Annotated in this window: 9 protein-coding genes; all 9 read right to left on the bottom strand. The window is 38.2% G+C overall.

Going from position 1 to position 16,903, the window contains the following annotated elements; translation table 11 throughout:
• Positions 1-17: 17 nt before the first annotated feature.
• The 9 genes from LPH68_RS02145 to LPH68_RS02105 all read right to left on the bottom strand — a co-directional run bounded on the left by LPH68_RS02145 (position 18) and on the right by LPH68_RS02105 (position 16,622).
• Positions 18-1,556, bottom strand: a complete 1,539-nt coding sequence (locus LPH68_RS02145) for a RagB/SusD family nutrient uptake outer membrane protein (protein ID WP_049701960.1) — start codon at positions 1,554-1,556, stop codon at positions 18-20.
• Between the two features lie 13 nt (positions 1,557-1,569).
• Positions 1,570-4,821, bottom strand: coding sequence for a TonB-dependent receptor (locus tag LPH68_RS02140; protein ID WP_120143742.1), 3,252 nt, complete (start codon positions 4,819-4,821; stop codon positions 1,570-1,572).
• Between the two features lie 20 nt (positions 4,822-4,841).
• On the bottom strand, positions 4,842-7,103 hold the full coding sequence (locus tag LPH68_RS02135; protein WP_049701958.1) for a fasciclin domain-containing protein: 2,262 nt from the start codon (positions 7,101-7,103) through the stop codon (positions 4,842-4,844).
• Positions 7,104-7,202: 99 nt separating this feature from the next.
• Positions 7,203-8,888, bottom strand: coding sequence for a polysaccharide lyase family 1 protein (locus tag LPH68_RS02130; RefSeq protein WP_008645557.1), 1,686 nt, complete (start codon positions 8,886-8,888; stop codon positions 7,203-7,205).
• A gap of 181 nt (positions 8,889-9,069) precedes the next feature.
• The gene (locus LPH68_RS02125) at positions 9,070-10,182 is read right to left on the bottom strand and encodes a hypothetical protein (protein ID WP_008645558.1); all 1,113 of its coding nucleotides are present in this window, start codon (positions 10,180-10,182) and stop codon (positions 9,070-9,072) included.
• A gap of 69 nt (positions 10,183-10,251) precedes the next feature.
• Entirely contained in the window at positions 10,252-12,681 is a 2,430-nt protein-coding gene (locus LPH68_RS02120) for a glycoside hydrolase family 88 protein (RefSeq protein WP_369867983.1), read from the bottom strand.
• A gap of 309 nt (positions 12,682-12,990) precedes the next feature.
• Positions 12,991-14,301, bottom strand: coding sequence for a glycoside hydrolase family 28 protein (locus tag LPH68_RS02115; RefSeq protein ID WP_049701955.1), 1,311 nt, complete (start codon positions 14,299-14,301; stop codon positions 12,991-12,993).
• Positions 14,302-14,596: 295 nt separating this feature from the next.
• A complete protein-coding gene (locus LPH68_RS02110) occupies positions 14,597-15,031 on the bottom strand; it encodes a hypothetical protein (RefSeq protein ID WP_049701953.1) in 435 nt (144 codons plus the stop codon).
• A gap of 46 nt (positions 15,032-15,077) precedes the next feature.
• Positions 15,078-16,622, bottom strand: coding sequence for a rhamnogalacturonan lyase domain-containing protein (locus tag LPH68_RS02105; RefSeq protein WP_117810860.1), 1,545 nt, complete (start codon positions 16,620-16,622; stop codon positions 15,078-15,080).
• Positions 16,623-16,903 lie beyond the last annotated feature (281 nt).

Here is a 16,903-nt window from a genome sequence, read left to right as displayed (position 1 = left end):
TGCATATCGTTATTTAATTATTCATAATAAGGATTTTGCTTCAATAACGAGTTGGTGGATATGTCACTGGCAGGAATTGGCAAATACCAAGCATTGTCGTTGTCTAAAACAGAGCCCAACCATCTGCTTTCCGCGGTAAGATTATTCTCCATTATAAGTATTTTGAAGCGACTTTTATATTTGAAGTTCTGTTGCTTGCCATATCGTAACAGATCGTACCAGCGTTTTCCTTCTGCAGCAAATTCCATATCCCGCTCGTCCAGCAACATTTCCAACAATATTTCCTCAGTAGCTTCATTAATATTTTCCGCACTGACTTCATCTCGTGGTCTCAACTCAGAACGTTCACGTATTCTATTTATGATAGCCAATGCTTCTGTCCAATTGGCAGAACCGCCAATACGAATCAAAGCTTCCGCTTTCATCAACATCACATCTGCCATACGATAAATAATATAGTTGGCATCCAAAATTGTACGTACTGCTTCCCGATCGGCTACACCCAACCCTGAGTATTTCCAAATAATACCATTTTCCGGATAGCTGGTATAAGTTATACCAGCAAACGAACCATAATAGGTACGATTTACTTCATCCTGATTTTGGTAGAATTCATTTATCAAGCGGATAGTCATCGGTTCTGAATACATATAAGTATTGACCGTGACATCAGAGCCATAAGGAAGAAGTTTTGACGGACTTCCGCCTCCTTGTGCATAATTCGTTTCGTCATACTGTATCTCAAAGATAGATTCATTACTATTACCAGGATAAAACATATTGTACCATTGTCCAGGTGTTGACATAAACACGGGACGTATGGGAGCTGTGGAGTTAATCAAGTAATCAGCGTATGTAACACATTCTTCATAATCTTCCGCCCAAAGACAGGTTTCCGCCATTAGTGCATATAGAGCCCATTTGGTAGCACGTCCTTTAGTAGCCCATGTTCCGTTAAATGTTTCTTTAGCGGCATCAGTTGCCAATGCTGCACGTACATCACTTTTAATTTGTTCCAGAATCTCCACTTCGGAAGACTTTGGCACGTCAGTAGGCATGGCATCGTCTACATAAGGTTCAGTAATCAAAGGAACTTCCCGAAAGTTGCGTACTAAATATAAATACGACAGTCCACGCAAGAAATAAGCTTCCGTCAAATGTGAATCCATTTGCGATTGATAGTAACTCTCGTCTTTCTCAATTACCCCTGGTGCATATTTCAATACAGCATTTGCCATACCGATTACTTGATAGAATGTTCCCCATTGAACGGCTGATGTACTGGGCAATACTGTAAAATTCTGAATTTGACCAGCCGGAGTCGACCTTACCGGAACAATAACGGAACTTCCTCTCAATTCCCCCCAATCTATGATATAGGGAACGCAATCACGCAAACGACTGTAACCTTGTGCAAGAATTGCCTCTACATCTTCGGAAGATTCCCAATACATATCGGTAGATTGTTTATCTTTAGGCTGTACATCGAGCCAATCGCTGCATCCGCTCATTAATAAGCCACCGAATAGTAACAATATAGTAAATATTTTTTTCATTTTCGTATATCTTTTAGAAACTTAAATTAAAGCCAGCAACAAGTTGAATAGAAGCAGGTGTAGTGGCTGTATCTTTGGCATACGTATTCTCAGTCTTTACCTCTGGGTCCTGCCCTGTGTAATTAGTCCATGTGAAAAGATTGTATCCGGTTACGTACACATCAATATTGTTGAATCCCCAACGCTGAATCGCTTTCTTCGGCAAACGATAGGTGAATGATAAGGATTTTAAACGCAAATAGGAAGCGTCTTCCACAAAGCGATCAGATCCCAGTGTATTGTACCCCTCTCCATAAAGTGCACGTGGAATGTCGGTTTGATCACCTTCATTACGCCAACGTCTGAGGACAGCCGTACTTTGGTTATCAATACCACGCATAGACTCATTATTCAAGCGAGTAGCGTTAACCACATCCTGCCCGTAACGCCCATAGAAAATAGCAGATAACTTAAACTGCTTATAGCTGACATTGAGTCCTGCACCTCCTGTAAGTCTCGGATTTGAATTACCCAAATAGACTATATCGTACTGATTGATAACACCATCATGATTTACATCTTCATAGATTGCATCTCCGGGAGCCACGGTATATGATCCATTCCTCATAACAATTGCATTACCGGAAATATCTTTCATCACGTTACCTTCAATGTCACGTGCATAAGTTGCGTCTTTATTTTGATAAACGCCTTTGTAACGATAACCATAGAACGATCCCATCGGACGACCTTCTTCTCTACGATATGCGTAATTACCATTACCGAAAGTATAATTCTCTTCGATATAATTATCAGGCATTTCCGTAATCTTATTCTCATTGTGGGCAATATTGAAGTAGACTCCCACACGCCAGTCTTTGTTTTGGAACGGAACAGCGTCAACACGGAATTCCCATCCTTTATTTGTCATTTTCCCGGAATTCATGTAGCTAATTTGATAACCATTTCCATAACCGATAGTGGTCGGCATCTTTACCTTTGGTTGTAACAGGTCTTTTACATATTTCTGATAGACATCAACAGTAAAGCGAAGTTTGCCTTTTAAGAAAGTAGCATCAAGCCCTGTGTTATATTCGGTTGTTGTTTCCCATTTCAGTTTATTAAGTTGCATAGAACTCGGAGTAATGGCACTCATATCCATGTAGTTATTCCCGGAAGCATAAGAACCCAGATAGAGTGAAGCACCACTGGCTGAATTCCCGGTCTGTCCCAAACTAAAACGAAGTTTGAACTCATCCATCCAGTCATTCGAAAAATCCATGAATTTCTCATCTGCCAAATGCCAAGCTAAACCAACAGTAGGAAACATACCAAAACGTTCCGATTTACCCATGGTCGAATTGCTTTCCATACCTAGTGAAGCATTGATAATGTAACGGTTCAATAAGGTATAGTTCATTAAAGCTACACCGTTAATATTGCGTGTTTTGGAATCACCAGAACTAATTTTGCGTACAGCACTTCCAATGGTAGGATCAGCAAGTCCTGAAGATACGTTACCAGAAGTTTCGCTTCCATAGCTGGATTTATTCGTTTCCGTAGTACGGAATACTGCAGTCGCGATAATTGCATGTTTATCGTTCCAGTTTTTGCGATACATCAACTTATTTTCCGTATTTATAGTTAATAAGTCAGAAGAGGTATCCGTACTACGATTTGACATTTTGTCTGTCCATGCAAGACCAGTAGCCACCTGTGGCAAAAACATACGCCCTTTAGTATTACGGATATTCATGTTAACATATCCTTCATAAGTCAGTCCATTCAAAATGTCATATTTAATACGAAAATTCATTTTACTTTCCCGCTGTATGGTTCGGTTGACACTCTCATTTGCCATAGCAATAGGATTATAGTACTTATCACCATTAAAAGCAGGATCCAATGTAGAATTTTCATTGTGATTGAAATACTGTGATGTACGATTCCCTGTCTCATCGTCAATGTAGTAAGGTGATTTGTTCGGTGCTTTGCGGAAAGCTTCCCCACGTACATTATAATAGTTATTATTTCTCTCAGATTGAGTATAAGAGAACTGTGCATAAAAATTCAATTTGTCAGAGAACTTATAATTTACATTCAATGAAGAATTCAAGCGGCTGAAATCGGTTCCGACAGTCGTACCTCCTTCGTCCAAATAACCCAAAGAAAAACGATAAGTCGCTCTTTCACCACCACCACTCATAGAAAACGTATTTTCCCATGACTGAGTATTCCGACGCACTTCGGACAGCCAATCTGTATTCTGGTTATACTCGTCAAAATATGTCCAATCCGGTTGATAACCGATCTCAGGAGAACCGTAAAGCATTTGCAAGTAGCTGGTAGAGTTGGCAAGACCAATATAATTGGCACTATTCCACAACGCTTCAGATACCAAAGCAGAATATTGGTTACCGTTCAACATCGGAATGGTTTCCGGCTCAAACTTAGCGGAAAATTTGGATGAGAAACTAAAACGTGTTTTCCCTTGTACCCCCTGCTTAGTCTTGATAACCAATACACCGTTGGCACCGGAAGTACCCCAAACGGCAGTAGCTGCTGCATCTTTCAACACTTCGATAGACTCAATATCTTGCGGAGAGATATTCAACAAGGCACCCAAATCGTCATTATTGATGGTAGAGAAATCAGTATTATCATCAATTTCTGCCGGATAAGGAACTCCATCTACTACAATCAGTGGTTCTGCATTAGCATTCAGTGTACTACCACCACGAATCTGTATGGAAGCACGTGCTCCAGGGTCGCCACCACCTAATACAATATCCACACCACCGAGCTGTCCTTGCAAGGCATCTTCGATGGAAGTTACAGGAGCAACAGCCACCAAATCTTCCATACTAACCTTCTGCGTTGCAGAAGATTGTTCTCTAGCACTGATACCTAAGTCATTCCGTTCGATTCGTTTTCCTTGCACAACAACTTCATTAATGGTCTGTGTATCATCTTTTAGGACAACATTCAACCGTGTCTGACCGTTGTATTTGATTCTTTCACTCTTTTTTCCAATATAAGAAAAAACGATGATCAGATTGTTCTCATTCGGGATCGGAAGGTTATAAATACCGTCCAGATTTGTGACAGTACCACCTAAAGAACGGTTTTGGGAGTTGAGAATATTTACGTTCACCCCTATCATAGGTTCTGCTGTCGTCCCGAACATCTCGGTCACTTTTCCAGAGAGGACTTTCGCTTGTCCGAAAGCTTCGCCAGTAGTTGCTGCGAATACGATAGCAATCAGTATGTATTTTAATAATTTCATAATCTCTGTTTTTCTGTTAATCAAAAGACATCATCAATCAGATGGAAACAACCTCCTTCGTATGCAAATGGGAAGTAATCGTAATCTGATACCACTTGACATTTGTTTCCACCTTCCAATTGGATACTTAGTGAAGTTCCATTATCTGTATAAATTAGCTGCGGTGCAGTAGCTCCTTCCGTCTGTACCACACGTTCACTCCAATAACGCCCATTTTTAAAATCGGATCCTATATACGGATAAGATGGAATAACGTTTTGAGCAGCAGTAATAAAATAGGAATTCAAATAATTTGCCAATTCTTTTGCATCAAATGTACCACTTAACTTACCTTCAGCATCAAATGAAGCATCAATCGCTCCTGGAATTTTATTTGATGCCAATGCCCGCTTTATAGCATCGTTAGTCGGGATAAATGCAACGAACCGTCCTTTACCAAATAAATTCATCATAATCTGATTGGATATAAGATTTGCCTCACGCAATAACTGAGCAAAACAGTAATAGGGATAATTGTGATCCGCACAGATAGCAATGTTATAAGCCAAATCCCCGCTCTCTGCTGCAAACAATTGTTCAGCATCAAAGCTATATGTACTTCCGTTACTTCCATTTTTAAGTTTAGTAAATGGTGTAAAAACTGTACCATTGAACTGAGGATTCAACTGTTGATTGAAAGTTGAGCTACAAGTGATGTTTCCATCTTTAACGAACCAGTAGTTCCAGGTAGACTCCGTAGGAATCACACGCGTTCCTCTTTCTGGTAATTCACTTGATTGTTCACTCGAGATACTAGCTGAATGCAAATACACGATATTTTGCTTGGCAGTATTGCTGATTTCCGCCCATCCATCATCTCCTTCTGCTTCCAACCCCTGTGTACTGTAAACCGTCCGAATGCCAGAGGCTTCAAATTGTTCGGCTGTAGGAACCAAGACAATATATTTACTCAAGTCAGACACATAAGAAGAGAACAGTGAACTCCCTAACAATGCGTAGAGAAAAGAACGTGCACTTTTATATTGAAACAAAGGTCCGATAACGGAAGCAAATGTGCTAGGTTCCTTAATTTCATCCATACCATAGAGAGCACCATTAACACACATCGTTTTTTCATTCAATGCAGCAGGATTAATATTAAGAGATGAGCCCGCCAAATTCTTCAATTCATCGTCTCCTAACTCTTCAGGGAATAACATACTACCTCCATAAATAAATTGATAGAGGAAATAATTCAACGCTAGCGCATCTACTTCCTGCATAGAAGAATAACCACCGATTTTCCAAAAGCTATCAAAGAAACTATTAATAGCAGTGTTTGACGGTGCAAAAATACTATAAGAAAGAGCTGTCAACGCCGTAAAATTCAAATAGCTGCTTGTAGGCCATTCACAAGCAATATTTGGCAATCCCCCATGCTGATACTGATAGAGCGTATCCACTCCGTATGCTTTAGCATATGACTTACTCAATTCATCATCTGCAACGTAAACGCCAAACGAATCATACAAATCAAGGAAAGTCGAGTATTTTTCTTTATTTTTCAGTTCCGTATAAATCGTTTCTAGCGGTTCAACGACTCGATCAACAGCATGAATATAGCCGTTATTAGCAATAATTCCATATTCTTTTACAGATGCATTAGATACATTGAAACCATCATCTCCCGTCCAAGTAGAATTGGGGTAGAAAGCCTCGTAATTATTTTTAGCATCTATACCTTTCGTCTGGAAATAACGGTAGGAAAATATAGGCAAATAACGTTCTAAGTGATACACCATGACAGAAGCCCCTGTAGGGGTTGTCTCAACAGTAGGAGCATCGCTACTTCTTGTGCGGTGTTTGTAATACAATCCTGCTTTTATGTTCTGCTCCTCTTCCGTTTCCGTACTTCCTGTTGGACGGAAATTGACTAGTTTCTCCTTATTATAAGAATAATAGAGCACGTGGTACCCAATCAATTTACTCACTTCGTTAACAGGCATATCACTGATGCTGGTAAATCCTCTCTTATTCAAATAAGTTTGAAAAGCATCGTCGTCTGGAGCAATAATAGTTAAAATTGCTTTACCCTCCAGCATTTGCTTGTAGCCAGCAATCTCTAGCCCCTGCAAGAAAATAGAATAGTTTCCGTGTTCACCGGAACTTAACACTTCCCATGCATTGTCTGCTACCCAATCAGGTACTTCATAGTGCTCATCCATGCTATCTTTACATGCAGTTAAGAGTAATGGAAGACATAGCAGCCAAAGCATTCTCCGTAAAAATACTTTGTTGTTCATTTTTTTTATTAATTTAAAATTAGGAGTTCTCTCTATCATTATTCAAAATTCAGATTAATTGATAATGTATAATCTTCATTATTTATTGTATTTCACTATTTATTCACCGTATGCTTCATTCCAAGCCTTTTCATACTCATCTGGGAATTCGAGTGAAAGAGCATAGTTTTCAATCATCGTATATCCGTTCTCTGCAATACGAACGGCATCTCCTGCATTATTTTTATTTAGCCCCCATTTGTCCTCAAAATCATCGGGTATGCCGTCGCCATCCGTATCTTTTCTAGCAGTGCCAACATTAATATTTTGCCAAGTCTTGGCAAGAGGGTATTGTGTCTCTATGTTTTGATTTCTAAAAATTGTTCCTTTAGTACCTAATGAAGTCAGTTCATCAATCATGAATTTATCTACCAAATCACGATTGGGTAAAACCGGTCCAACATTTTTAACAATCCAATGATAAGCTTCTGTAGCACTAGTTTTTATGCTGATTTCCGAATGTTGGCTATCTGGTTTACTCAGAAAGACAGGAGTGGCACTACAATAGGTTTGCCAATTACCCTGAGTGATTTCGAATCCATTTAATGTGCCGTCTTTATCGTTATCATAATAATTACCTACACAATAAGTATCAAAATCACCATCACCATTACCACCTATAAAAGGTTTAGTTGGATTTACTTGTTGATAAGTATCTACCAAATAATTTTTATTGTCACTACTTATTCCATTATAATGATATTTCGTTTCATCATCGAACATACTCTTATCTGTAGTTTCTATAGGATATGACGTATTCACCCATGTATAAGCTGGTCCTTTGATAAAATAATTATTTTCAATAACTGTGTTAGAGTGCCCTGAAGATTCCCCCCCCATATTATAAGCCGCTCCATTTCCCCAATTATAGATAACATTGTTAACAAATTGATTCAATCCTTTCACTTTAAAATTACGAGTTTTATTATCAATAAATAGATTTCGGAAAACAGTAACTCCTTCTTCATCACTAGTTTGAACTAAACCTCCACAAGAATGATTCTGGCATCCTTGTCCTAAAATTGAATTCTGCAATGTTATGTTATAGAGACCTTTCGGTTGCTTGTCATTATTGAGTGAAAAACATTCATCTGTTCCCCATGTGAAAGAACAATGATCATAAATTTGATCATGCCCATAGGCAGCTCCTCCTGCGTCTATGTTGTCACTGCCACTAACCTGGCGACCAGTACGCATACGCATATAACGTACAATCAGATTATTTGCATTGGTGGAAGAAGTCCTACCATTATAAAGTTCGATGCCATCACCGGGAGCTGTCTGAAACAAGACTGTTTGATTGTCCTTAAACACAAGTACTTCTTTATTCAAATCAATCACACCTGACACGTTAAACACTATAATTCTGTTTGCTTGACTAACAGCATCTCTTAACGATCCAGCACCACTATTATTCAAATTAGTTACTACATAAATTTCCCGGTTGTTACTACCACGTGCACCATCAGCGTTTCTACCATACCCTACTGCACCCGGAAATGCCGGTGCATAATTGGCTAAGACAGGAAATGCCGGACCAGAACTTGTATTACCACCACTTTCTTCCTCCTCTAGATATGAACTGTAAGGATTGATAGCAGGATCTGCATCCTCCTCATCTACAGGTTCTTTATCCACGCAAGCCGCTAACGACGAGAGTGAAAACAAAAAGAAATATAAAATGCTTGTTAAGCATCTCACGGCAATTGGACATGCCTTTTTTTGAAAAGTTGCTGTGTTTCTCATTTTATATAAAAAAATAATTAATAAATACTCATTTGATTAATAAATTAAATTCAAACCTAAAAAATTGTATATCCGTTGTCAAGTATACTTAATTATTTTGCTATTTACGTAATCAGTAGTTGAATATCTATTTTAATATTGATCCTCATCTTTATACGTAAAAATCAAGACTTTTTAGTTATTAAGGTACAATGCCCCATTGTGATGCATAAGCATCCTGAATTTCTTTGGTATTGAAACATACAATCTCAATATTAGGATAATAATCAATAGTAGCATCTATCCTAACTGAAGATTCGTCTAATTCATCCATAGGATACCATTCTGAATATTCTCCGTCATCCCATTCTACTCTATAATAAGCTGAATACCACGAAACTTCTGTTTCACCAATCATAGTATCAATATTTGACTGTAATTTAGCCCATATACCTGTTATTAAATATAATTTATAGCCAATATCATCACCATTTGGTAATCTTACCATTTTATGCCAACTTACATTATTAACAGCCATTCCATTCCTATCTATAGAAAAGTCTTGTTCACAATACCCTTTATAACAATATTCTTTTTGAGTAGAATTATATACAATTCCAAGAACAAAGTCAATATCAGTTGGCCTAGCTGGTTCAAAAATGGATCTCCATTGATAATAAGTATTAACACTAACATTTCCGTTTACATAAGGACCTGAAGAACCATCGTCGTATGTTTCATCATAAAATCCTAATGTAATATCTAATGTGTAATCATTGTTTTCAGTATAAGGAAAATCTACATCAAATTCAACAGTAAAGGCTGAATTTGTGAAAGAAGAATCCGCTCTTTTAAGAATAATTCTATCGTAGAGCACCGTACTTGCTTCACCGTTCTTTAAGGTTACCAAAGCATTGCATAGTTCAATCGGATATGTATATGATTTACCATCATCAATTTCTATATTCAATTTAATTCGATGTTTTCCGAAAGGTATCAAGAAATTACCTTTTACATTCTTTCCACTTTGTGGATAAAGGCATCTAGTAAGATCTTCCTGATTATCAATATATACAAAACACTCATCTACATGATCACCCGTATTATACTGATAATCAAAATAAGGTTTTGTGAATAAATTCAGATTAACCATACATGTATTATCACTTGTCCCATCATTTAACAGTCCTTGCTGCACATCTCCTTGCATCAATGCAGTCTCTTCATATTCCATAAGGCCATTACCATCACATGAGATAGCAAGCAAAGGAATAATTAAAAATAACATCGATTTGATAATTTGTTCTTTTTTCATGGTATTACATTTTATTTGTTCATTAATTGAAACTGTAGTCGAAAATTTCCTATCATTTCTATTTCTATATTATTTGTTCAGTTCAATACATCCCATAATGAAAGGTCCTGTTGCTTTAGCATCATTATCTCTCATTTTCTCTCCTATATAATACTCAAAACTACCGTCACGATAAGGCTTACCGCCTAATCCACCCACTTGGCAACATCTTGTCAATGTCAATGTTCCGTCCGAATTTGAGATTAGCAGTTTATTGCACAGCCCCTTAAAGGCTTTTTCTGCAATAGCACGATACTGACTATCAATGTATCCTTTATTCACAGCTTTCATATAGGCATACATACATTGCGCCGTAACAGAAGCTTCCGGGAAATTACCGGTACGTGAAGGTTGGTCAATTACCTGATACCATAAACCATTTTTATCTTGGTATTTTGAAAGAGTTTCTGCTAATTCTTTCGTCCATTTAATCATATCAGCATAGCCTGAATGATCTTGGGGAATATATTCCAAAGCATCTACCAAAGCCATAAACCACCAACCAATACTACGTCCCCAGAAATTAGGAGAATGGCCAGTTTCCGGATCAGCCCAGCGCTGGCTCCGGTCCTCATTCCATGCATGATAATAAAGTCCCGTCTTGGTATCGTATGTATGCTGATGGCAGAGAGTGAACTGTTTAACAGCCTCATCAATCCATTCCGGACGATTAAATTCAGCTCCATATCGAGCCATAAAAGGAGAAGCCATATACAATCCATCCAACCACATCTGATTAGGGTATATTTTCTTATGCCAGAAACCTCCATCTGTTGTACGAGGTTGCTTTTTTAGCTGATCTATCAAATTCTCGATAGCCAATTTATATTTCTCCTTTTTGGTTTCATTGTACAAATCAAACAGAACTTTTCCGGAATTGATATAATCCAAATTATAGGTTTCTTTCTTATATAAATGAATCTCTCCTTTGTCGTCTACCAAAGAATCAGCCCATGCCTCTACATAATCAAAGTACCTACGGTCTCCTGTTTTCTTCCAAACTTGTAACATCGCACAACAACCTACTCCTTGCGCATAACCAAAATACAGGCGTTTTCCATGATCCAGTTGCCACGCTTCCGGAAAACGACGAATTTCCGAATCGGCAAACAGACGATAATAAGTGTCGGAAGAAAAAGTATCCGTACGGAAAGGAACTGCCGGAAGTCCGGCTTTATTAAACAGATTCACTCTAAAGAAAGTCCCATAACCGTAGCGTACAGCTACAGGTGCAGAGACATAAGTTGAAGAAAGTGTTATCAAACTTCCATCAATTACAGCTTCAGCCGGATAAAACCGCGCATCATTGCCGGCAATAAAAAATCCTTTTACCGGTTCATTGCCGGGTGTCTGCAGGCCACCTTCCGCAAATTCAAAATCTAATGTAATTTCTCCCCCATTCACTTTCATTGATTTGTAGAGAGGTCCTGAATAAACAATCTTTTTACCATATTGCTTTGCTAATGCCCAAGCTGCCAGCCGTTCGCCCGGTGCAACTTTATTTCGTGGATGTATGTCGGTAGAATCGGCTGCATCCGTCACTACTGCCATACCAATATTTTCAAGTCCACTTAACCATGTTTTTAATTGTGCTTCACGAATACCTGCCGGTTGTTTGTAATGTGGTGCAATCTGTACAAAATAGAAAGGCATATCCGGCTGATTCCACTCTTTCCGCCAACTATTTATCAGGTTAGTAAATACTTCCTGATATTTCTCATAGCGTACAGAGTTGGATTCTCCCTGATACCAGATATTTCCTCTCACTGTATACCCTAGTATAGGAGCAATCATACCATTCCACAAAGTAGCCGGAACCTTACACTTATCTTTTTCCCTACTCACCTTTTCTTTTGAATACTGTTTTAAGACATCAGCATACAGCGGATTGTTTTCCATCACTTTCATACTTGTCCATGATTCAGCATGTGTTCCTCCCCAAGTAGACTGAATCAATCCAACCGGTGTACTCAAATCTTTATACAATTTACGTCCAAAGACAAATCCTACAGCAGAAAAGTCCTTCAGATTCTCCGGATTACAAACCACCCACTTTCCAACGCAATCTTCTTTTTCATCATCAGGTGCCAGTTGATGCTCTACATGAAACAGGCGGATTTCCGGGAAATCAGCATCTTTCATTTCTTCCGCTTCATTCAACATTCCTGTTTTCCATTTCACTTGCGGATTACGGGCTACGGGAAATTCCATATTTGACTGTCCCGTACAAAGCCAGACTTCACCTATTAATATATTATTGATCCGGATCTTATTATCACCTTTCAACATTACAGATTGTCCGGAAGTAGCAGCCGGTGTTTGTATCATCAATTCCCAATGACCGTTTTCTAAAGCAGTCACCTTGTATTTCTTATGATCCCATGAAGTCTTTACCAAAATCTTTTCTCCGGGACGTGCCTTTCCCCAGAAACGTACTTTCGCATTTTGCTGAAGTACCATATTATCTGATAATATAGAGGGAAGTTGTATATCTGCATGAATACCTATTGGAAAGAAACAGACCAATAACCACAGACAAAAAATAATTCTACAGAATTTCATTGTATTTTATAGTTTTAGATTCAATATTTTACTGAATAAGCACATGTCAAAGATACCGCATTACATGGTAGAGTTAAAGAAAAGGAATATGGAGAATTCGACTTTCTTATGTAAATTCATATGTGTACAGCCCATCACACGCCTATTTTGTACGATTTTACAGGCTATGTACGATTTTCCAGTCTTTCTACCATCTACCATTCTTTTTTAATTCACTTTATTTATCTCAACCTTTCTCATAACCAATGCATCAATAATATTTTCATCTATCTTCACATCTTTTTTAGCCGTAATAGTCAAATTGTCAAAACAGAAATTGGATAATTTATATTGTTTTGATTTCTCTACAGCAAAAAAGGAATCACAATCCAGATGAATATTACGCATTGTAATATAGCTGGAATACGAGACTGGCATATCCTTGCGATCTTTCAAGTCATAAAACTGTGTCCAAGGAGCAATAAAGATACAATTGCGGACATTTCCTTTTATGTCTTCAACGAGGATGTACTTATATTGTTGGGGAGTATCCGGACGCATTTTCAACCACAACAGGCGTTTAGCCTGATCCAGATTGCAGCGTCGAAGAATTATATTATGATTATATATCGATTCGCTACCGCAAGTCAGCACTCCGTGACAGAATCCAAAAGTACAGTCTTCAATGATAATATCACAATTGCCACCATTATCGGGATTTTGATCAGCCCATGGTCCTTTACCGCCTTTTAATGCAATTGCGTCATCATTAACCGACATATAGCATCCCTTGACAAGTACATTTTTACATGCATCAATATCAATTGCATCCGTACTTGGAGCCTTTACGGGAGAAGAAGGTGAAAAGATATGCAAATCCAAAAGTTTTACGCTATCACATTTATAAATGTGAGTTGTCCAAAACGGAGAATTAACAAGTCGCACATCTGAAACTTGTACATTATTGCTATGAGATATATGAAGTAGACGAGGACGCAATTCATCCATATTAGTACATTTAGGGATAACACTACGCCGTAACCAGAATGACTTCCAATATCGTTCACCATTTCCATCAACTTTTCCTTTTCCGGAAAGGGTGAAACCATCTACCTTATCAACATTAATCAAAGCTGAAAAGTACTTTAGGTTCTGTCCCTCCATCCGTGTTTCTATTACAGGAAAGTTGCTAATATCGTCACTACCTTTCAATACAGCCTTCTTTTCCAGATGCAAGTGTGTTCCCGGCTTAAAGAAAAGCGCACCACTAAGATAAGTACCTTCAGGTATAACAACGACTCCGCCTCCATTATTAGACGCCAAATCTATAACAGCCTGAATTTTCTCTGTCTGTAATAGTGTACTATCATTCACTACTCCATAGTCGGTAATCAAGAAATTCTTTCCTAATCCATTTATATCAGTTTTTTCATTTTTGTAAAACCAATCCGGTATAATCTTACCATCGGGAAATTTTTCCTGACTAAACAGTTGCAGACTACAACATGTTGCTACTATTAAAAATGCTGACTTTATCATTTTCTATATCTCGTTACTTTTTTTGCAAAAGTACCGCATGTTTCCATTTGCCCCAAAGCAAAGGATATGGAGATATTGATTTTCTTATGGAGTTCTATGCAACAGATTCAAATACTACTTATCTATATACAATATTCCATATTCAGACTTATTTTTGTACATACATCGAATTAAAATAAAACGCTCTCCACAGTATCAAAAAAAAGCGCATCCTCTTTATAAAAGAAGACACGCTACGAATAGAGTTAAGTTTTTCTTATATCATTTATTCCGGGATGAACAATCCGGTAGACTATTATTTTGTAAACACAATCTCTCCTTTACGTCCGCCACCACGAAGAAAGATTTCATAAGTACTATTTCCTGATTCTTTTATTTCCAGCAGATCCAAATCCGTATTCTTTGTTTGTTCCCCGCGTATAACCGTTTTTAATACCCCGCCTGTTTTCCGCCCAGTTGAAAGTCCTCCTTTCCAAGTGAGTATATATTGTTTTCCTTCTGTTAGATTAGTTATTGCTACTTTTTCTGTAGCCAAAGTCATGCACCAATTATTGGGCTGTTCAAGTTCGACCGCAATATCCCAGGTGAAATGAGGAGTTCCGGTTATACCCGTTTCTTCCGTAATAACATCTTCCTTGCTACATGATGCGATAAGCACACAAAGCAACAGGAAAAGCATTGCTTTCCTAAATACATCCAATGGTCTGTTTATGATCGTTTTTCTATTCATATTCTCTTTATTTTATGAATCGGTTTCATAATTCTACATTTCTGCGTTACCTTATCACTTTCAATTTAGTTACGCCACCATTATCTGTTGTCGCTTTCAAATCAATTTCTCCCTTATAGGCCGATAAATCCACTTGTCTATCAGAGAAAGAGACTGCCTTACCATTAATATAGAAGTACACAAATGCTTCTGCGCCATGACCTACTATCTTTGCCACATTTCCCTCAACAAGTATTGCCGCATCTTCCAGCCAACCATAGCTAGTATCTTCACCGCCCCCGGTAAGGAAACAACCCATTCCGGCATTATATAATTTACTATTCGTCTTCAGCCGCAAAAATTCTACATAAGGAAGACTTCCGTCTGACTTACGAGGCAAGGTAAGCTGGGAAGCATCCAAACTAACAAAATCATCATCCGTCACAGCCATGTCTACCGGAAGAAAAGAGTTGTTTGCTATTTCACATTCCGCTTGATTAACGTCTATGATATGTTTTCCCGAAGACCTCGGTGTATGTGACAAGTTATTCATTATAATATGACCATATCCCGGTACGTCAACCGCTTCCGATGCAGTCTTCCTGTTCAACATACAGAAATTGGACGGGTTCTGATAACCCGTATTATTATACCACGCTATCCCTCCTAAATGATGATTGGCATAAAACCCCTTATTCTTATTCATATAAGCAAGGCAGTACTGAACAATGTGCATAGGAATCACACTTGGTGCTTTAGGATTATCACTCATCCCATATCCCCCGGACTTAAACCCGGTGCCGTCACCAGCTTTACCCCCGTCTTTCGTATATCCATTCAAGAAAGACCAACAGTTATCAATGGTAAAAACCGCCTGGCAGTTAATCAAATCAAAACCATCATCACTGTTATACCACGCACGACACCCCCGGAATACATTGCCCGTATATTGGGGAGAAGTGAGATGTCCACCGAATCCATCTACATTTCCACCTTTACCGCCGTCGGATACAGGATCATAATTATTATAGGCATCGCAATTCAGCACCAGATTGTTCTTACCCGTCACTATATAGAAACCGATCGCCATACCGTCATGCATCGACAGATGTTCGTAGATATTATCACTTCCCCCTTCATTGCGAAAACATTCGGACTGGGTATGTCCCACAATAGTTACTTGTGTTCCCACCACCTCTATATTTCTGAAATGCAAATAAGAGCCACTTACATAAAACACAATAACACGTTCATTTTCCGGCTTTACCGCCGAAAGGTCAAAAACCGGACGCTCATTTTTATAACCGGAGTAACAAATTCGTTTGTCCGGTCCAGTTCCACTCTTTGACATTTTAAATACCCGGCTCCAAGTAGTACTTCCCGCAGTATAATGTTCCATTATCTCCGCTTCCGTCACTCGATATGTACCTTGCCGGATATATACAGTATCTCCTGCCATCACTTTTGATTGTGCTTTGCCCAACGTGGCAAAAGGCTTATCAATCGTCCCACTGTTTGAATCGCTTCCATTAGTAGCCACAAAATAATTCGTAGCCGAAAGAGAAAAGAGGAAACATCTTATAAAAAAAAGAAGAAGGCTAATGCGTTTCATGGTATATCAAGTATTATGTAGCAGCAAAGCTACTGTTTTTTATACCATAAGAGCTGTAATATCGTACGCAAAGAATAGAATTTTGTGACAATAACGTCTATATCATTTACTTTTCATAACATATCCAAGATAAAACATAATTTATCTTGAACAAAAAAAGAAAAAAGATGACTCTTCTTTCATAATCTTCGTCAACGTTCTTAATAAACTATTGAAGAGTTTATTATAAACGGTATCCAAGTTTATTATAAACGATGAATCTCCGAATTAAGGATATAACC

The organism is Bacteroides sp. 1_1_30 (assembly GCF_020982715.1).
In the GTDB taxonomy this organism is placed as follows: domain Bacteria; phylum Bacteroidota; class Bacteroidia; order Bacteroidales; family Bacteroidaceae; genus Bacteroides; species Bacteroides xylanisolvens.
Note: the sequence above shows the minus strand (reverse complement) of the source record. Positions and strands in the feature narration are given on the sequence as shown.